This window comes from Thioalkalivibrio sp. ALJ12 (genome assembly GCF_000378305.1).
Classification (GTDB): domain Bacteria; phylum Pseudomonadota; class Gammaproteobacteria; order Ectothiorhodospirales; family Ectothiorhodospiraceae; genus Thioalkalivibrio.
Genome location: NZ_KB899538.1, coordinates 1,450,638 through 1,466,207, shown reverse-complemented (window position 1 = coordinate 1,466,207; position 15,570 = coordinate 1,450,638). Strand labels below are relative to the sequence as shown.

Genomic DNA, 15,570 nt, shown 5'->3' with positions numbered 1-15,570 from the left:
CGCCCGCCAGCAAGGGTGTTCCGGTCAAACCGGCCCTATTCGCAACCGATATCCTCGTGCCAGAGGTCCGGGTGTCGTTCGATAAACGCGGCCATCAGCTCCTGGCAGGCGGCGTCCTGCAACACATCGACCTGCACGCCGTGCGAACGCAGCCAGTCCTCCTCTCCCATGAAGGTGGCGTTTTCCCCGACCACCACACGCGGGATGCCGTACAGCACGATCGCCCCGCTGCACATCGCACAGGGCGAGAGCGTCGTGTAGAGCGTGCACTCGCGGTAGATGCTCGCCGCCTGGCGTCCGGCGTTCTCCAGGGCATCCATCTCGGCATGCAGGATGGCGCTGCCGTTTTGCACCCGCCGATTGTGTCCGCGGCCGACGATGCGCCCGCCGTGCTCGATGACCGAACCGATCGGGATACCCCCTTCATCCCAGCCGGTTCGTGCCTCGTCCAGGGCTGCTTCCAGAAAAGGATTCATGACATTCGTCCGGGTTTGTTCGAGAACTGATTGTGTAGACTCATGGACTGAGGTGCGAATTCGGCGCCAACCACCCTCCCCTTGACGGGCTCGATACGAGAGACTTTCCATGCGCCGCCGCATCATCGGCATCCCTGTCGGTATCCTCCTGGGCGTCGCGCTCGCCTTCGTGCTGGCAAACGTTGCCCTGTTCAACCTCCTCCCGAAACCCGACCGAGTGAAGGCCCCGGTGGCCATCGACTACGGCACCTCGGACAGTGCATTTCGCCGCGGAATGGGGCTCACGCTGCAGCAGCCGATTGTCTCCGGCAACGCGCTGGAGCTGCTGCGCGACGGCGAGGCCATCTACGACGCCAAGATCGAGGCCATCGAAGGCGCTGAACAGACGGTTACCTTCGAGGTATACGAGTTCTGGGGCGAGCAGGCCGCCCGCTTCGCCGAGGCCTTCGCACGCGCGGCGGAGCGCGGGGTCAAGGTTCATGTGGTGATCGACTACGTGGGCTCCGTGCTCGCGGATCAGGAAAAGTTCGACCGCATGACCGGAGCCGGCGCGGAAGTCGTGCGCTGGCGCGAGCCCTCCTGGTATCAGATGTCACGTTTCAACCACCGTACGCATCGAAAAATTCTGGTGGTGGACGGCAGAACCGGATTCATCGGCGGCGCGAACATCGCGGACACCTGGGTGCCCGCCGAGGACCACGAGCCCTACCGCGACAACCACTTCCGTGTCACCGGGCCCGTTGTGGGCAACTTGCAGGCGGCATTCATGGAGACCTGGCTGGATGCCAAAGGCGAACTGAAGCTGGGCGATGCGTATTACCCGGAACTCGAGGCCGAAGGTGAGCTGGATGCGCAGGTCGTCAACAGCGCCCCGCGCGAGGGCCGTCATCGCATTCGCAAGATGTTCCTGCATGCCCTGGCAGCAGCCGAGGACCAGGTGACCATTGCGACGGCGTACTTCTATCCCGACCCGGACTTTCTCGATGCGCTGACCGACGCGGCCGACCGCGGCGTTCGAATCCGCGTGCTCATGCCGGGCGACAGCATCAACCACGGTTTCGTACGACATGCCTCCGTGAATCGCTGGAGGCCCATGCTGGAGGCCGGGGTCGAGCTGCACGAATACCACCCGCGGATGTATCACTCCAAGCTGATGAGCGTGGACGACCGCTGGGCCAGCATCGGCTCGGCCAATCTGCACAACCGCTCATTCCGCCTGAACGACGAAACCAATCTGAACATCTATGACGAAGACTTCGCCCGCTCGATCCGGGAACTGATCGAGGAAGACAAGGCCGAGGCCGAGCGGATGACGATCGAGGCCTGGGAAAACCGGCCCTGGAAATACCGCATCTACGGCTGGATCGCGCGCATCATCGGGCCGTACATGTAGCGGCCCCGAGCCGGAGCCGGCCTTTTCAGTTGGCGACGGGCCGGGCGCCACCCTCGGCATCGATCTCCACTACCAGCATGTCGCCCGCGCCGATACTGCGACCGGACAGTTCCATGATGTTCGCACGATGCGTGACATACACCGCCGGCCCCGCATCGCGCGCAAATGCCTCCGCAAGATGCTGGTGCCAGGCACGCATGCGGCGCTCCCGGTCGGGTTCATTGGTGCGGAAGATCGAGCCCAGCGCATCGAGGATCTCCGGCTCGCCGTAGCCCAGCAGGCGCGCCGTATCCGCATTGCGGCACCACGGGCCGGCAAATACGCGGATCTCGGCCAGTCCGGCGGCGCGCAGACGTTCACCAAGCTCGCGCGCCTGGTCACGGCCCAACTCGGAGAGGTTGCGCTGGGTTGTGCAGTCCTCGAGATCGAAACCCGGAGGGTCCCCGATACCTGGCGCCGCGGCATGCCGTATTAACAGGATCCGGTGGGGCTCCTGCAACTGAGCAACAATGACGTGCTCCGCAGCCAGTTCGTCCGCCCAAACCGGTGTGCCAAACAGACACCCCACTACCAGGGCCAGCCCAAGCAGCAGCCGTTTCACAGTTCCGATTTCCTCCGCTACACCACCGCGCGACTCCACCATGCAGAGCCATCACCGCCGCCGGACTAATCGGGGCGGCAGAGCCCGTCACCACAGCGCGACCGCCAGCGTCGACGCGCAAACCCGTTATAGACCCGATCCATCAGGCGCACCACGGGCGGCACGCGCGACAGCACCCGCCCCAGCAAGCGGTAGTACGGCAAATGCCGCCAGACGACGACAAACGCCCAGGCCCCACTGTGGATCTGTCCCTGGGCGTCGACCACATGCATACGCCGCATCGCCGCATCCCAGTCGATGCGCCACGCCTTCAAGGGTGCCGCGTCGGCGTGGATATCCTGCCAGTCCACGCGACCGGCCTTGTCCAGCCGCCGGTAGTGGCCGATCTCGCGCCGACAAAGTGGGCAGCCGCCATCGAAAAAGACGATGGGGCGCCGCCCGGATAACGAATGGTCAGGCATGGCCGACCGGGCCCAGGTATTGATATTCGGCCTCCGGCAGCGAGCCCAACGCACGTTCTACCACGTCGCGCGCCAGATCGCGGGTCATCTCCGGATGTGCCGGGATCATGTCGGTGCGCACGGCGAGCGCCATTGCCAGCGCCTGCAGCACATCTCCATTGCAGGTGTCGCCCAGCAGTGCAATCTCGTGATCCAGGGTCTCGACCAGCCGGTCCAGCAACTGCTGGACACGCACGGCGGACCCGGTCTCGGGATGCAAACGAAACTCGAAGGAAACGGCCTCTCCACTGGGGGTGGTATACCGATAGGGCATCACGTCCATGGGTCTCTCCTTCTTGTTCGTGTGGATCGGATGGTATCGCCAGGCCGAACGGCGGCTTAGGCTTACGTGGTTGGGCCACGCATGACGGAAACAGTTCAACCAGGAACGAGTTTCCCCGTCGGTCAAGATGGGGTCTGCATCGTTACTGGACCCAACCGTATCAGACCACACCGACGGGATACGCGATCGAACCGCGAGTCGAGGTATTCTTGACCTCGATGAATATGGGACTGCACTTACACGCAGGGTGGCACTGATGGCCCGTCGACGACGCGGACCGATTACCCGTCTGCTACGCGCACTGACCTGGCTGCTGGCCGGGACGCTCACACTCGCGGTCACATTCGCGCTCGGCCTGATCGTGCTGTTCGCCAAGGTCAACCCGCCCTATGGCATGGCCATGGTCGTCGCCACGGACTGGCAGACCGCATCCCGCCTACGGCCGGAATGGCAGCGCCTGGACGACCTTCCGCGTCACCTGATGCTGGCCGTGATCGCAGCGGAAGACCAGCACTTTCCGGTACATCGCGGCTTTGACTGGGGCTCCATGCGCCAGGCGGTAGACGACCACATGCTGCACGGCCAACGCCTGCGCGGGGCCAGCACCATCAGCCAGCAAACGGCCAAAAACCTGTTCCTGTGGCACAAGCGCTCCTGGGTCCGCAAAACGCTGGAGGCCGGATTCACGGCCGGTATGGAAACCATCTGGCCCAAGCGCCGCATCTTCGAGGTCTACCTGAACCTGGCCGAGTGGGGTCCGGGCATCTACGGGATCGAGCACGCCGCCCAGCACTACTTTGGCGTATCCGCGCGCGAACTGGACCGCCACCAGTCCGCACGCCTGGCCGCGATCCTCCCCAGCCCGGGCAGCTACAACCCGGTCAACCCCGGCCCGCGCCTCAGCCAGCGGATCGCCTGGATCGAGCGCCAGATGAACCAGCTGGGCATCGCCTGGCTGGACCCCATGCTGCTGGAATAGCCCCTGCGCTCGCTCCACGGGCGTGAAAATGCCCTGGTGTTTCCCTAGACTACGTTCCTCCGCTGTCGCACGGATGCTCGCACTGGCGTCCTCCTGGCGACCCGCGAACCCCGTCCAAACCCGAGGTCCGCCCGTGTCCCCCAGCCGCTTTTTGCGTCGCCCCTTCTTCCTCCTCCTCACCCTCTTCTCGCTGTTGCTGCTCATGCCCCTGGGGACCGTTCAGGCCCAGGAGGGTGGCGATGGAGGTGATCTGCATGACGCGCTGATCGAGGCACTGGAGAACGAAGAGGCACGCGAACGCCTGCTCGAGACACTGCGGGCCGAACGTACCGGGGACGACGAGAGTACGGCAGACGATGAGGCGGCGGTCGACACCGACGAACTCACGTCGATCCCGCGCCAGATCGCCCAGTTCACCCAATCGCTGGCCGAAGGCACAGTGCAGGAGATTCGGGCCCTGAACGAGATCGCCGTGGATATTGGCGACAAGCTGAGCTCGATCGACCCGGTGGTATTCGGCGCGGGGGTGCTGGACCTGGCGATCCTGATTGTCCTGACGATCGCCGCCTTCCTGATCCTGCGGCGTCTTGGCAGCCCGATGTTTGCGGCGCTGGACCGCTGGGTGATCAATTCGCCGGAGCAGTACCACCTGCTGCGCGCACTCCCCGCCGTACTCCTGGCCGCGCTGATCGATTTCCTGATCGTGATCCTGGCCTGGGTCGGGGGTTATGGCCTCGCGCTCTTTGTGCTCGGGGAGTCCGGAGAGATGCTGACGCGGCACTCGCTGTTCCTCAACGCCTTCCTGCTGATCGAGGTCACCAAGGCGGCCCTGCGCCTGATCTTCGCCACGCGCTACCGGGGCCTGCGGCTGCTGCCCATGGCCGGCGACGAGGCCGCCTACTGGAATGCCTGGCTGGCACGCCTGGTCACGTACATCGGCTACGGCCTGCTGCTGCTGGTGCCGCTGGCCAACAATCATCTCTCCAGCGAGGCCGGGCGCTCGCTGGGGCTGCTGGTCATGCTGACCGCTTTCCTCTACGCGGCGGTCATCATCCTGCAGAACCGCCAGCGCGTGCATGACCGCCTGATCCTGGTCGCCAATCGTGCCGGATTCGCCTTCACGCGCATGACGCTGACCTTCCTGGCGAACGCCTGGCACTGGATCGCGCTGATCTACTTCCTGACCCTGGCAATCGTCAGCATCACCCGCCCGGAAGATGCCCTGCCCTTCATGGCCAAGGCCACCGGACAGACGGTACTGGCCGCATTCATCGGGGTCTTTGTCGCCAACGTGCTCAGCCAGATCATCGGCCGCGAGATCCGGGTTCCGGACGAGACTCGCATGAAGTTCCCGATGCTCGAGGCACGCCTGAACTCGTACATCCCCAAGGCGCTGAAGACGATGCGCCTGGTGATCCTGCTCATCGTGCTGGCAGTGATCGCAGATGCCTGGGGCGCGTTCAATCTCGGCGCCTGGATTGCCTCCGATACGGGCATGTACGTGCTCGGCACTGCGATCTCGGTCGCCCTGATCCTGATCGGTGCCCTGGCCATCTGGCTCGTGTTCGCCAGCTGGATCGAACACCGCCTGAGCCCGAATACCGGCGAGGGCGAGCCCGGGGCGCGCGAGAAGACCCTGCTGACCCTGTTCCGCAATGCGGTCGCCGTCGTGCTGGCCGTGATGACCGCCATGATCGTGCTGGCCGAGATTGGCGTGAATATCGGCCCGCTGCTGGCCGGCGCCGGCGTGCTCGGCCTGGCGGTTGGCTTCGGCGCACAAAAGCTGGTGCAGGACATCATCACCGGGGTGTTCATCCAGCTGGAGAAAGCCATCAACACCGGGGACGTGGTCACGGTGGCCGGCATGACCGGCGTGGTCGAGAAGCTCACGATCCGTTCCATGGGCCTGCGTGACCTGTCCGGCACCTATCACCTGATCCCGTTCTCGTCGGTGGATGCCGTCTCCAACTACATGCGCGAGTATGGCTATCACGTGGGCGAGTACGGCGTGGCCTATCGCGAGGACATCGACGAAGTGATCGTGCGCCTGCGAGAGGCCTTCGAGGAACTCAAGGAAGATCCGGACCAGGGTCCGAACATCCTCGACGAGATGGAGGTACACGGCGTGACTGCGCTGGCCGACAGCTCGGTCAACGTGCGCATCCGCATCAAGGCGCTGCCCGGTACGCAGTTTGGCCTGGGCCGCGCGTTCAACCGCCTGGTGAAGAAGCACTTCGACGCCGCCGGTATCGAGATCCCGTTCCCGCATCAGACCATCTACTTCGGTCAGGAAAAGGACGGCAGCGCTCCGCCCGCGCACCTGCGTCTCAGCCAGGAGCAGGGTGAAGACACCGACGACGGTCGCGACTACTCGAAAGACCAGCGGGCCCGCCCCAATCCGAAGCACAAGGGCGATTACGACGAGGCCGAGGACTGAGCGAGACAGGGCCGGTGTACGGATTCACGCGGACGACTTCCCCCGAAGGGGAAGTCGCGCCATGATGAAGGCATGCGACTGCTGATTCTGCTCGCACCGCTCGTGCTGCTTCTGGCCTGGGCACCGAGCTGGTGGGTACGCCAGACGATGAGGAAGTACAGCCAGCCGGAGGACCGCTACGACGGGACCGGCGCCGAGCTTGCGCGTGACCTTCTGGATCGCCATGGCCTGCATCACGTGCGCGTCGAATCCACCCGCGATGGCGACCACTACGATCCCTTCGATCGCGCGGTGCGGCTGTCGGAGGACAACCACGACGGTCGCTCGCTCACCGCGATCACGGTGGCTGCGCACGAGGTCGGGCACGCGGTGCAGCACGCTCAGGACTACCCGCCCCTGCGCATGCGCAGCAACCTGGTCTGCCTGTCTCGCTACGGACAGCAGATCGGGGCCTGGCTAATGGTCGCGATCCCCATCATCACGCTGATCGCCCGGCATCCGGCACCGGGCATCCTGTTCTTCCTGGCCGGGATTCTGTCGATGGGGATCGCCGCGCTGGTGCACTTCGTCACCCTGCCCACCGAGTTCGACGCGAGCTTTCGCCGCGCCCTGCCGATGCTGCGCCGGGGCAATTACCTGCACCCGCCGGACTATCCCCATGCCCAGCGCATCCTGAAGGCCGCGGCCTACACCTACGTCGCCCAGTCCCTGATGAGCCTGTTGAACATCGCGTCCTGGTTCCGCTTCCTGCGGCGGTAGCGCATGGACCGCTGCCCGCTGTGTACCGCACCTCTGCGCCCGTTCTTCAGCCGCGGGGTGCGCGACCCTTCGCCCGGGGACTACCAGCGCTGCAGGGGCTGCTCGCTGATTGTCCTGAAGCACCGTTACTGGCCCACCCTCGCATTCGAGCGCGAGTACTACCAGACACACGAAAACCGGCCGGACGACCCCGGGTATCGGCGGTTTCTGGGCCGCCTGCTTGCACCGCTGGAGGCGCACTGCCCGCCACCGGCGCAGGGCGTGGACTGGGGCTGCGGCCCCCATCCGGTACTGGCGGACATGCTGTGTGCGCGCGGCTACTCCATGCAGACCCATGACCCCGTATTCGCACCTGACCGTCCCGAAGCCCGTGCATGCTTCGATCTCGTCACCTGTACCGAGGTTCTCGAGCACCTGCATGACCCGATCGCCATCCTTGGCGAGATGGCCACCCTTCTGCGCCCCGGCGGCACGATTGCGATCATGACCGGCTGGCCGCCCCCCGCGGCGGCCTTTCATCGCTGGCACTATCGCCGCGACCCTACCCACGTGGCCTTCTACGGGCCCGACACCCTGCGCTGGATCGCCGCGCATCTTGGCTGGGCGATCCACCTGCCGGCACCGGACATTGCGCTTTTTCGCATCCCGGAGCCCCAGGGAAACGAAAAACGAGAAGCCTGCAACGAAATCCGGGCTGCCCCGGAAACCTCGGCTCGCGCCTGTTAAGCTGTTGTTAAGTCGCCACGCACTAAGCTTCCCACCGTACTTTCACGAGGAGAGTTGTTATGACGAACCGTTCCCGGCCTCTCGCCGGTTTGATTGCCGCCGCCGCGCTTGCGCTCGCCAGTCCGCTGGTGATGGCCCAGGGCATGGGTCAGGAAGGCATGGGCCAGCAGGGGCAGCAGGAAGGCGGGGCCAACCCGCAAATGGAAATGCAGCAGCTGCAGCAGACCCTGGCCGAGACCCAGCAGCAGGCGATCGAGAACAACCCTGATCTGGAGCGCAAGGGCGAAGAGCTTGAGAACCTGGTGCTCGACAAGATGGAAGAGGCCGGTTACCAGCCCCGCCAGGATCTTGAAACCCTCGAAGGCGCCGAAGAACGCCTGCGCGACCCGGACCTGAGTGCCGAAGAGCGCCAGCAGGTAATCCAGTCCGAAGAGGTCCAGCAGGCGCAGATGAACCTGCAGGAGGCCCAGCAGGCCGTCGCGCAGGACGAGGAGGTCATCTCCGCTCAGGAATCGCTGCGCGAGGACCTGATGGCCGCGATGCGCGAAGAGAATCCGGACATCGATGACATCATCGCGCGTCTGGAAACCCTGCAGCAGGAAATGCAACAGGGCGGAAGCCCGGGCATGGCACCCCCGCAGTAAGCCACGCTGAAGCATACGCTGGAAGGCCCCGGTCGCCGCTGGTGACCGGGGCTTTTTTGTGCAGGGTTGGGCGCTCCAGCGAGTGCGATATATACCCTAAAGGCTATATATCGTATTGAATGCCTTTGATAGAAGAAAATAAGCCGACCTTCTATAATCTTCCCTCCCCTGACTGCGCCCGGCCCAACCCCGGGCCAGAGATGGCTGCCAATCACGTGACGACGGCCCTGGCAGCCATACAGCCCGGGTGCGCCAGGCACGCGGGATCGCTCGACTAGCCGTCGTCTTCGTCACGAACAGGCCAAGCGAGTACCGCCATGAATTCGATCCTGCTGCGCATCTTTCCGTTCCTGAGCTGGCGTCCCACCAAGGAAACGCTCAACGCGGATCTGATTGCGGGGATCTCGGTGGCCCTGGTCCTGATCCCGCAATCCATGGCCTATGCGCAACTGGCCGGTCTGCCTCCGGTGTACGGGCTCTATGCCTCGCTGCTGCCGGTGATGGTGGCCGCGCTGTGGGGTTCCTCGAATCAGCTCGCCACCGGCCCGGTGGCAGTGGTATCCCTGCTCACGGCATCGGCCCTGGTGCCGCTGGCGGCCGAGGGCTCATCCGAATTCATCATGCTGGCGATTGCGCTCGCCCTGATCGTGGGCGTAATCCAGCTGGTCATGGGCCTGTTCAAGCTGGGCGCGCTGGTCAGCTTCATCTCGCACCCGGTGATCGTCGGCTTTACCAACGCCGCCGCGATCATCATCGGGCTGTCCCAGATCAACAAGCTGCTGGGGGTACCGATCGACACCTCCGGCCACTTCCTTCTGGGTCTTTGGGGTGTCGTGCTGGAGCTGGGGCACACCCATTGGCCCACCCTCGCCTTCGGCCTGGGCGCGATCGCGCTGATGGTCGGCATGAAACGCGTCGCCCCGAAGATTCCGGGCGTGCTGGTCGCGGTGGTTGTCACCATCCTGGTCTCCTGGCTGATCGGGTACGAGCGCAAGGCCGACACGACGCTCGCCCAAATTGCGCCTGGCGAGCTGGTCGAACTCGCCCAGCAGATCGAGGAGAAGCAGGGACAGGCGGCCAATCTGGATGACCGCGTGCGCGAACTGGATCTCGAGATTCAGGAGGCGGCCCGTGGCGATGCACCGGCCCTGCGCTTCGAGCAGGAGCAGGCCGCACTGCAGCGCGATGAACTGCGCGCCGAGCTCGCCCCACTGCGCGACGAGTTGCGCAACACAACGTTGCGCCGACTCCCGGCGACGGACGACGAACCCGAGCGCTTCATCGCCGATGACCACATGACGGATGCCGAACGCGAACGCGCCGAGCGCACCTCGTGGCGGATCGAGCAAGTGGACGGCGATGAGGTCTCGCTCAATGGTGGCGGCGCTGTCGTGGGCAACGTACCCCAGGGTCTGCCGTCAATCTCCGCACCAGAGATCACCTTCGGAACGATCACCACGCTCCTGACCACGGCCTTCGTGATCGCGCTGGTCGGCTTTACCGAGGCCATTGCGATCGCCAAAGCCATGGCCGCGCGCACCGGCCAGCGTCTGGACCCGAACAAGGAGCTGATGGGACAGGGCCTGGCCAACATCGCCGGCGGCTTTACACAGGGCTACCCCGTCAGCGGTTCGTTCTCGCGCTCGGCGGTCAACCTCAATTCGGGTGCACGCACCGGCCTGGCCTCGGTATTTACAGCCGTGCTTATCGGGATCGCATTGCTCTTCCTGACGCCCCTGATCTACCACCTGCCGCAATCGGTACTGGCGGCGATCATCATGATGGCCGTGGTCGGGCTGATTAACTTCAAGGCAATCAAGCACGCCTGGGTGGCCAACAAGCATGACGGGGCGGCCGCGGTGGTCACCTTCATCGCCACCCTGGCGATGGCCCCGAATCTCGACTACGGCATCTTGATGGGTGCCGGTCTGGCCATCGTGCTGTACCTGTACCGCACCATGCAGCCGCGCGTATGCGAACTGGCCCGCTACGACGACGGGACGCTTCGCGAGGCCCAGCGCTACGGGCTGGAGACCAACGAGAAGGTCGGCCTGATGCGCTTCGACGGCTCGCTGTACTTCGCCAACGTCCCCTACTTCGAGGACGCGGTACTGGACCTGGTCGCGCGCCACCCACAGGCCAAGTATCTGATCGTGGTGGGCAAGGGCATCAACGAGATCGACGCCTCCGGCGAGGAAGTGATCCACCAGCTGGTGCACCGCCTGAAGGCGCGCGGCATCACCCTGGTCTTCGCCGGCGTGAAGGCACAGGTCCTGGAGGTGATACAGCGCACCGGGCTCGAGGACATTATCGGCAAGGACAACATCTTCAAGTCCACCGACCACGCGGTTAAGGAGATCTCCGAACGCGTGGGTGAGCCAATCAAGTGATCGCGAGAGCCCACGCCACGGACGGCGAAAAGGGCTGCACCCACCGGCGTCAATCGCTACACTGAGCAGGTTACGAACCCAAGAGGAGTTGACCCGTGTCCCGAGACCAGATCGTTCGCTCGAGTCGCAATCCGTCCAGCACCGGTTCCATCAGCGAGACCATCTCGACCAACAAGGTCATCCGCCAGACCTACATGCTGCTGTCGGTGACGCTGGCATTCAGCGCCGTGATGGCCTTCGTGGCGATGGCTGTGGGCGCCCCGGCGGTGCACTGGCTGGTCCTGCTGGCGGTCCTGATTGGCGGCCCGTTCGCCATCCATGCCGCTCGCAATTCCGCGCTCGGACTGGTGCTGACCTTCGCCTTCACCGGCGTGCTGGGCTTCTTCCTCGGCCCGATCCTGAGCATGTACCTGGGCCTGCCCAACGGGCCGCAGATCGTCGGCAATGCCTTTACTGCCACGGCGGTCGCCTTTGTCGCGCTGTCCGGCTATGCCCTGGCCACCAAGAAGGACTTCAGCTTCCTGGGTGGCTTCCTGGTGGTCGGCCTGATCGTCGCCCTGCTGGCGATCGTCGCGAACATCTTCCTGGCGATCCCGGCGCTGTCGCTGACCATCTCGGCGGCCGTGGTGCTGCTGCTGTCGGCGGCGATCCTGTTCGACACCAGCCGCATGATCCACGACCCGGAGGCCAACTACATCATGATGACGGTCTCGCTGTACGCGAACCTCTATGTGATGTTCCTCCACCTGCTGAACCTGTTCCACGCCTTCATGGGCGACAACTAACAGTCGCAGGCCGACAGGCAAGCGATTCGGGCCCCGCGATGCGGGGCCCTTTTGTTGGGAAACACTGATCAATGTACACGCTCGCGTTGGTACCCCAGGTTTTCCGAGGCAAGCCGCATCGTGCGGTCGGTAGTGATCCTGTCCGCAAGCGTCGCAACACCGTTTCGCCTGGTAAACGCCATGACTGAACTGCGACACGGGGTATTTCTCGACCTGTCCACGGTGGATCGCGACGACCTGGACCTCACCCCCCTGCGCGAGGCCCTTCCCGAGTGGGACCTGCACCCGCGCACAGACCCCGACGAGATCGCCGCCCGCATCGCCAGTGCCGAGGTTGTGGTCACCAACAAGGTGGTGCTCGACGAGTCGCTGCTGGCCGCGGCCGCAAACCTGCAGCTGGTCTGCGCGGCGGCCACCGGCACCAACAATATCGATGTCGCCGCCGCGAACCGGGCGGGCATCACGGTCAGCAATGCCCGCGACTATGCGACAGACTCCGTGGTACAGCATGTCTTTGCCCTGCTGCTGACGCTGGTCACGCGGCTGGACGACTACCGCGCCGATATTCGCGCCGGCCACTGGAGCGCGTCCGATCAGTTCTGTCTGCTGGATCACCCGATCCGGACCCTGGCGGGCATGCGTCTGGGCATCATCGGCCATGGCGTACTGGGCCAGGCCACGGCACGCGTCGCCCGGGCCTTCGGCATGCAGGTTCAGGTGGCCGCAAGCCTGCGCAAGGCGGTGCCCTCGCCTGCGGATGACGCGGATCGAATCCCGCTGCCCGAGCTCCTGGCGACCAGCGACGTGGTCAGCCTGCATTGCCCGTTGTCCCCCGAAACCCGCCACCTGATCGACGACAACGCACTGCGGCAGATGCCCACTGGGTCAATCCTGCTCAATACCGCCCGTGGCGGCCTGGTCGATCCCGAGGCCCTCGCGCGGCATTTGCGAGCGGGCCACCTGGGCGGTGCCGGCATCGACGTCCTGGAGCCCGAGCCCCCGCCCGCAGACCACCCCCTGCTGGCAGCGGACATCCCGAACCTTGTGCTGACGCCACATACGGCCTGGGCGGCCCGCGGTGCCCGTCAGCACGTGATCGAGGAGGTCGCAGCCAACATCCACTCTTTCGCCCAGGGACAGCCCCGCCATGTCGTCAGCTGACCCATCCCGCACCGACCACGAACTGATCGCGCGGATCGAGGCGCTGGAAGTTCGCCTGGCGCATCAGGAATACACCCAGGAAGAGCAGGCCCGCGTCCAGCACGAGCTCCAGCAGGACAACCAGGAACTGCGCCGCCAGCTCCAGTGGCTCCGCGACCGGTTGCGGGAACTCGAGGACCAGGGTGGCGGCCCCGGAGACGGCAACGAGCCGCCTCCGCCGCACTACTGACCGTGACCCTTCAAGTCCGCGCAGAACCCGGGCAGGAGGCCCGAGGCCGGGAGATCGACCACTACCTGAGAGCCCACGGCTATCGCCACCTGGGCGAGGCGCCCCTGGTACTGGAGGTCGGCGCGCACGGGCTGTCGCTGATCCGCGAGGAGGGTCGACGCGAACTGCGTCTGCATCTGGACTTTGCCACCGGCCGTCAGGGATATCGTCTGGCCCATAGCGGGCATCAGCGAGAGGGCCTGATCCGGGCCATGGGCAACATCCCGCGAGACAGCCATGTGGTGGACGCCACCGCCGGCCTGGGGCGCGATACGCTGCTGCTGGCCGCGCACGGCTTCCGCGTGGATGCCTGGGAACGCCACCCGGTCGTCTACCTGCTGCTGGCGGATGCCCTGCAGCGCGCCGCCCATGACGAGGCGCTGGCCCCGATTGTCGAGCGCATCACGCTGCACGCGGGCCTGGCCACGCCAGCGACCCTGGGCACACCGCCCGTCGCCGCCGTGTTCGATCCCATGTTTCCGGAGCGGGCCAAGCGCACCGCGGTCAAGAAGGACATGCAGCTGACCCAGGCCCTGATGGAGGGCGCCCCGGACCCCGACCCGGAAACCACGCTGCAGCGTCTGCGCGAGGCGGCCACGCGGCGGGTCGTCGTCAAGCGGCCCCTGCATGCCCCTGCCCTGGGTCCCGACACGCCCCAGGGCAGCGTCCGGGGCAAGAGCGTACGCTTCGACGTCTACGCACCCACCGTGCACGCCTGAATCCGGCCTCCGGGCCCGCCCACGCGCGCCTCACCGATCACGAACCACCCAGAATCAGCCTGTCGTCTCCGGAGAAACGGTACTCGGGGATCGGCAGATTGCGCCGGGCGTCCTGCCCGTCATACACCCGTCCGGCGGCGTCATAGCGGCCCCCACGGCAGCGATCGACGAACCCGCCGGACCAGTCCTCCGCCGCGTCCGGGTGCACCAGGTCCAGCTCGCAGCCGAGATCGGTGCTCTCGCCGATCACGACCAGCCACTCCGGCCGCAGACTACGCAGCGGCAGTTCCAGCCCGTCTGGCTGCTGGCCCCGGCGGGCGCGTGGATCGACCAGCTCGTCATCCTCGCCCAGCGCCTGTTGGAGAGCCGGGTCACGGTGCAGGACCAGGATGCGCCGACCCTCCCAGTCCAGCCGCTTGAGCTCGCCGGGGGCGATCGTATCCAGCTCCACGACGCGGCGCTCGGTCTCCCCGCCCCCCAGCATGGACAGGGCGTAGCTCGCAAGGACACCGGCGAACATCACCACCCCGCCCAGCACCATCAGCTTCATCAGGACGCGGATCCGTATTCGATTCAGGCTTTCGCCCGCGGGCTGCATCGTGAGTACTCCGGTCTGTAAAGAATGTGCTTTGCGCCTGGCCGGCGTGCCTCTACACTACGCGCATGACTACAGCCAGACGCTCCGGACGCCGCCACTACATCGGCATCCACAATGACTTGTACGGCGGCATGACGCCGGTCGGCAATATTATCCGCGATGCCTGGGTCTTCGGCTTCCTGCCGGAGACCGAGACCTGCGAGGGGTGGGACCTCGGGCGCATCCAGCAGCTCCACGACCAGGTCAACGCCGAGTGGGACAAGTACGACCTGCGCATCGCCAACCTCCCGCCCGAGCTTCGCGAGCGCCACACGCGCATCCACGATGCAGCGATCGAGCGTGCCCGCGAGCACGGCTGGATCCCCGGGAAGGACTACGACAGCGAGATGGGCGACGACGCCTAGCCCTAGGGAAACACTGATGCCAGGTACGGAGACCGAGCCGATGATCCGCGCCCTAGTCGTGATCGGGGCCCTGCTCGCCGCCATCGCGGTGGTGCTCGGTGCCTTCGGCGCACATGCCCTGCAAGAACGATTGTCCGAGCGCGCGCTGGCCACCTGGGACACCGGCGTCCAGTATCACTTCATCCATGCCCTCGCCCTGTTGCTACTGGCAGCGCTGTGGTCGCACCTGGCCAGCGGCTGGGCCACCGCCAGCGCCGTCGCCTTCGTGCTTGGCATTCTGCTCTTTGCCGGCAGCCTGTATGCCCTGGCACTGGGCGCCCCGCGCGTACTGGGAGCCATCGCACCTCTGGGCGGCACCGCCTTCATCCTCGGCTGGCTGAGCCTAGCGATCGCCGCCTGGCGGGCGTAGCAAGACATTTGCAAACCCGGACAAAGCCAGACTTGGCT

General features: G+C 65.4%; 18 protein-coding genes. 13 read left to right on the top strand and 5 right to left on the bottom strand.

The features are described 5' to 3' along the window. Positions 1 to 35 precede the first annotated feature (35 nt). Positions 36 to 476, bottom strand: coding sequence for a nucleoside deaminase (locus F467_RS0106945; RefSeq protein ID WP_018139171.1), 441 nt, complete (start codon positions 474 to 476; stop codon positions 36 to 38). A 109-nt stretch (positions 477 to 585) separates the two neighbouring features. Here F467_RS0106945 and F467_RS0106940 point away from each other — a divergent pair, with 109 nt between their 5' ends. Then, positions 586 to 1,869 carry a phosphatidylserine/phosphatidylglycerophosphate/cardiolipin synthase family protein gene (locus F467_RS0106940; protein WP_018139172.1) on the top strand — a complete coding sequence of 428 codons (1,284 nt, stop codon included), beginning with the start codon at positions 586 to 588 and terminating at the stop codon, positions 1,867 to 1,869. Positions 1,870 to 1,894: 25 nt separating this feature from the next. Here F467_RS0106940 and F467_RS0106935 read toward each other — a convergent pair whose 3' ends face one another. Genes F467_RS0106935 through F467_RS0106925 form a run of 3 tightly spaced genes read right to left on the bottom strand, consistent with a single transcriptional unit; the run spans position 1,895 to position 3,253 of the window. Beyond that, a complete protein-coding gene (locus F467_RS0106935) occupies positions 1,895 to 2,512 on the bottom strand; it encodes a histidine phosphatase family protein (protein WP_018139173.1) in 618 nt (205 codons plus the stop codon). A 23-nt stretch (positions 2,513 to 2,535) separates the two neighbouring features. Beyond that, the gene (locus F467_RS0106930; RefSeq protein WP_018139174.1) at positions 2,536 to 2,931 is read right to left on the bottom strand and encodes a thiol-disulfide oxidoreductase DCC family protein; all 396 of its coding nucleotides are present in this window, start codon (positions 2,929 to 2,931) and stop codon (positions 2,536 to 2,538) included. After that, positions 2,924 to 3,253 carry a hypothetical protein gene (locus F467_RS0106925; protein ID WP_018139175.1) on the bottom strand — a complete coding sequence of 110 codons (330 nt, stop codon included), beginning with the start codon at positions 3,251 to 3,253 and terminating at the stop codon, positions 2,924 to 2,926. The genes F467_RS0106930 and F467_RS0106925 overlap by 8 nt, the downstream gene beginning before the upstream one ends. Before the next feature lie 256 nt (positions 3,254 to 3,509). On the opposite strand from F467_RS0106925, the gene mtgA reads away from it, so the two are divergent. The 10 genes from mtgA to F467_RS0106875 all read left to right on the top strand — a co-directional run bounded on the left by mtgA (position 3,510) and on the right by F467_RS0106875 (position 14,121). Next, the gene (mtgA, locus tag F467_RS0106920) at positions 3,510 to 4,232 is read left to right on the top strand and encodes a monofunctional biosynthetic peptidoglycan transglycosylase (protein ID WP_018139176.1); all 723 of its coding nucleotides are present in this window, start codon (positions 3,510 to 3,512) and stop codon (positions 4,230 to 4,232) included. 133 nt (positions 4,233 to 4,365) lie between these two features. Further along, positions 4,366 to 6,669 carry a mechanosensitive ion channel domain-containing protein gene (locus tag F467_RS0106915; RefSeq protein WP_018139177.1) on the top strand — a complete coding sequence of 768 codons (2,304 nt, stop codon included), beginning with the start codon at positions 4,366 to 4,368 and terminating at the stop codon, positions 6,667 to 6,669. A gap of 72 nt (positions 6,670 to 6,741) precedes the next feature. After that, complete coding sequence (locus F467_RS0106910; RefSeq protein ID WP_018139178.1) at positions 6,742 to 7,428, top strand: zinc metallopeptidase; 687 nt, start codon at positions 6,742 to 6,744, stop codon at positions 7,426 to 7,428. A gap of 3 nt (positions 7,429 to 7,431) precedes the next feature. Next, positions 7,432 to 8,154 (top strand): class I SAM-dependent methyltransferase, encoded by a 723-nt coding sequence (locus tag F467_RS0106905; RefSeq protein ID WP_018139179.1) that lies wholly within the window; start codon positions 7,432 to 7,434, stop codon positions 8,152 to 8,154. Between the two features lie 59 nt (positions 8,155 to 8,213). Next, positions 8,214 to 8,798 (top strand): hypothetical protein, encoded by a 585-nt coding sequence (locus tag F467_RS0106900; RefSeq protein ID WP_018139180.1) that lies wholly within the window; start codon positions 8,214 to 8,216, stop codon positions 8,796 to 8,798. A gap of 317 nt (positions 8,799 to 9,115) precedes the next feature. Next, positions 9,116 to 11,188 carry a SulP family inorganic anion transporter gene (locus F467_RS0106895; protein WP_018139181.1) on the top strand — a complete coding sequence of 691 codons (2,073 nt, stop codon included), beginning with the start codon at positions 9,116 to 9,118 and terminating at the stop codon, positions 11,186 to 11,188. Positions 11,189 to 11,283: 95 nt separating this feature from the next. Further along, positions 11,284 to 11,973: a Bax inhibitor-1/YccA family protein gene (locus F467_RS0106890; protein ID WP_018139182.1), complete on the top strand. Its 690-nt coding sequence runs from the start codon at positions 11,284 to 11,286 to the stop codon at positions 11,971 to 11,973. A 180-nt stretch (positions 11,974 to 12,153) separates the two neighbouring features. Beyond that, positions 12,154 to 13,134: a D-2-hydroxyacid dehydrogenase gene (locus F467_RS0106885; RefSeq protein ID WP_018649353.1), complete on the top strand. Its 981-nt coding sequence runs from the start codon at positions 12,154 to 12,156 to the stop codon at positions 13,132 to 13,134. Further along, entirely contained in the window at positions 13,121 to 13,363 is a 243-nt protein-coding gene (locus tag F467_RS13430) for a SlyX family protein (RefSeq protein ID WP_081601215.1), read from the top strand. Before F467_RS0106885 ends, F467_RS13430 begins: the two co-directional genes overlap by 14 nt. Before the next feature lie 2 nt (positions 13,364 to 13,365). After that, the gene (locus tag F467_RS0106875; RefSeq protein WP_018139185.1) at positions 13,366 to 14,121 is read left to right on the top strand and encodes a class I SAM-dependent methyltransferase; all 756 of its coding nucleotides are present in this window, start codon (positions 13,366 to 13,368) and stop codon (positions 14,119 to 14,121) included. 37 nt (positions 14,122 to 14,158) lie between these two features. On the opposite strand, the gene F467_RS0106870 is transcribed toward F467_RS0106875, so the two are convergent. Continuing rightward, positions 14,159 to 14,719 (bottom strand): hypothetical protein, encoded by a 561-nt coding sequence (locus tag F467_RS0106870; protein ID WP_018139186.1) that lies wholly within the window; start codon positions 14,717 to 14,719, stop codon positions 14,159 to 14,161. Between the two features lie 131 nt (positions 14,720 to 14,850). On the opposite strand from F467_RS0106870, the gene F467_RS0106865 reads away from it, so the two are divergent. After that, a complete protein-coding gene (locus F467_RS0106865) occupies positions 14,851 to 15,123 on the top strand; it encodes a hypothetical protein (RefSeq protein WP_018139187.1) in 273 nt (90 codons plus the stop codon). 16 nt (positions 15,124 to 15,139) lie between these two features. Then, the gene (locus F467_RS0106860) at positions 15,140 to 15,532 is read left to right on the top strand and encodes a DUF423 domain-containing protein (RefSeq protein WP_018139188.1); all 393 of its coding nucleotides are present in this window, start codon (positions 15,140 to 15,142) and stop codon (positions 15,530 to 15,532) included. Positions 15,533 to 15,570 lie beyond the last annotated feature (38 nt).

What these genes read in the sequence shown, in the direction of transcription:
- F467_RS0106925 (WP_018139175.1), bottom strand. Translation starts at nt 3,253, where the DNA reads ATGGACGTGATGCCCTATCGGTATACCACCCCCAGTGGAGAGGCCGTT.
- F467_RS0106935 (WP_018139173.1), bottom strand. Translation starts at nt 2,512, where the DNA reads ATGGTGGAGTCGCGCGGTGGTGTAGCGGAGGAAATCGGAACTGTGAAA.
- F467_RS0106895 (WP_018139181.1), top strand. Translation starts at nt 9,116, where the DNA reads ATGAATTCGATCCTGCTGCGCATCTTTCCGTTCCTGAGCTGGCGTCCC.
- mtgA (WP_018139176.1), top strand. Translation starts at nt 3,510, where the DNA reads ATGGCCCGTCGACGACGCGGACCGATTACCCGTCTGCTACGCGCACTG.
- F467_RS0106930 (WP_018139174.1), bottom strand. Translation starts at nt 2,931, where the DNA reads ATGCCTGACCATTCGTTATCCGGGCGGCGCCCCATCGTCTTTTTCGAT.
- F467_RS0106945 (WP_018139171.1), bottom strand. Translation starts at nt 476, where the DNA reads ATGAATCCTTTTCTGGAAGCAGCCCTGGACGAGGCACGAACCGGCTGG.
- F467_RS0106870 (WP_018139186.1), bottom strand. Translation starts at nt 14,719, where the DNA reads ATGCAGCCCGCGGGCGAAAGCCTGAATCGAATACGGATCCGCGTCCTG.
- F467_RS0106900 (WP_018139180.1), top strand. Translation starts at nt 8,214, where the DNA reads ATGACGAACCGTTCCCGGCCTCTCGCCGGTTTGATTGCCGCCGCCGCG.
- F467_RS0106860 (WP_018139188.1), top strand. Translation starts at nt 15,140, where the DNA reads ATGCCAGGTACGGAGACCGAGCCGATGATCCGCGCCCTAGTCGTGATC.
- F467_RS0106885 (WP_018649353.1), top strand. Translation starts at nt 12,154, where the DNA reads ATGACTGAACTGCGACACGGGGTATTTCTCGACCTGTCCACGGTGGAT.
- F467_RS0106910 (WP_018139178.1), top strand. Translation starts at nt 6,742, where the DNA reads ATGCGACTGCTGATTCTGCTCGCACCGCTCGTGCTGCTTCTGGCCTGG.
- F467_RS0106865 (WP_018139187.1), top strand. Translation starts at nt 14,851, where the DNA reads ATGACGCCGGTCGGCAATATTATCCGCGATGCCTGGGTCTTCGGCTTC.
- F467_RS0106940 (WP_018139172.1), top strand. Translation starts at nt 586, where the DNA reads ATGCGCCGCCGCATCATCGGCATCCCTGTCGGTATCCTCCTGGGCGTC.
- F467_RS13430 (WP_081601215.1), top strand. Translation starts at nt 13,121, where the DNA reads ATGTCGTCAGCTGACCCATCCCGCACCGACCACGAACTGATCGCGCGG.
- F467_RS0106905 (WP_018139179.1), top strand. Translation starts at nt 7,432, where the DNA reads ATGGACCGCTGCCCGCTGTGTACCGCACCTCTGCGCCCGTTCTTCAGC.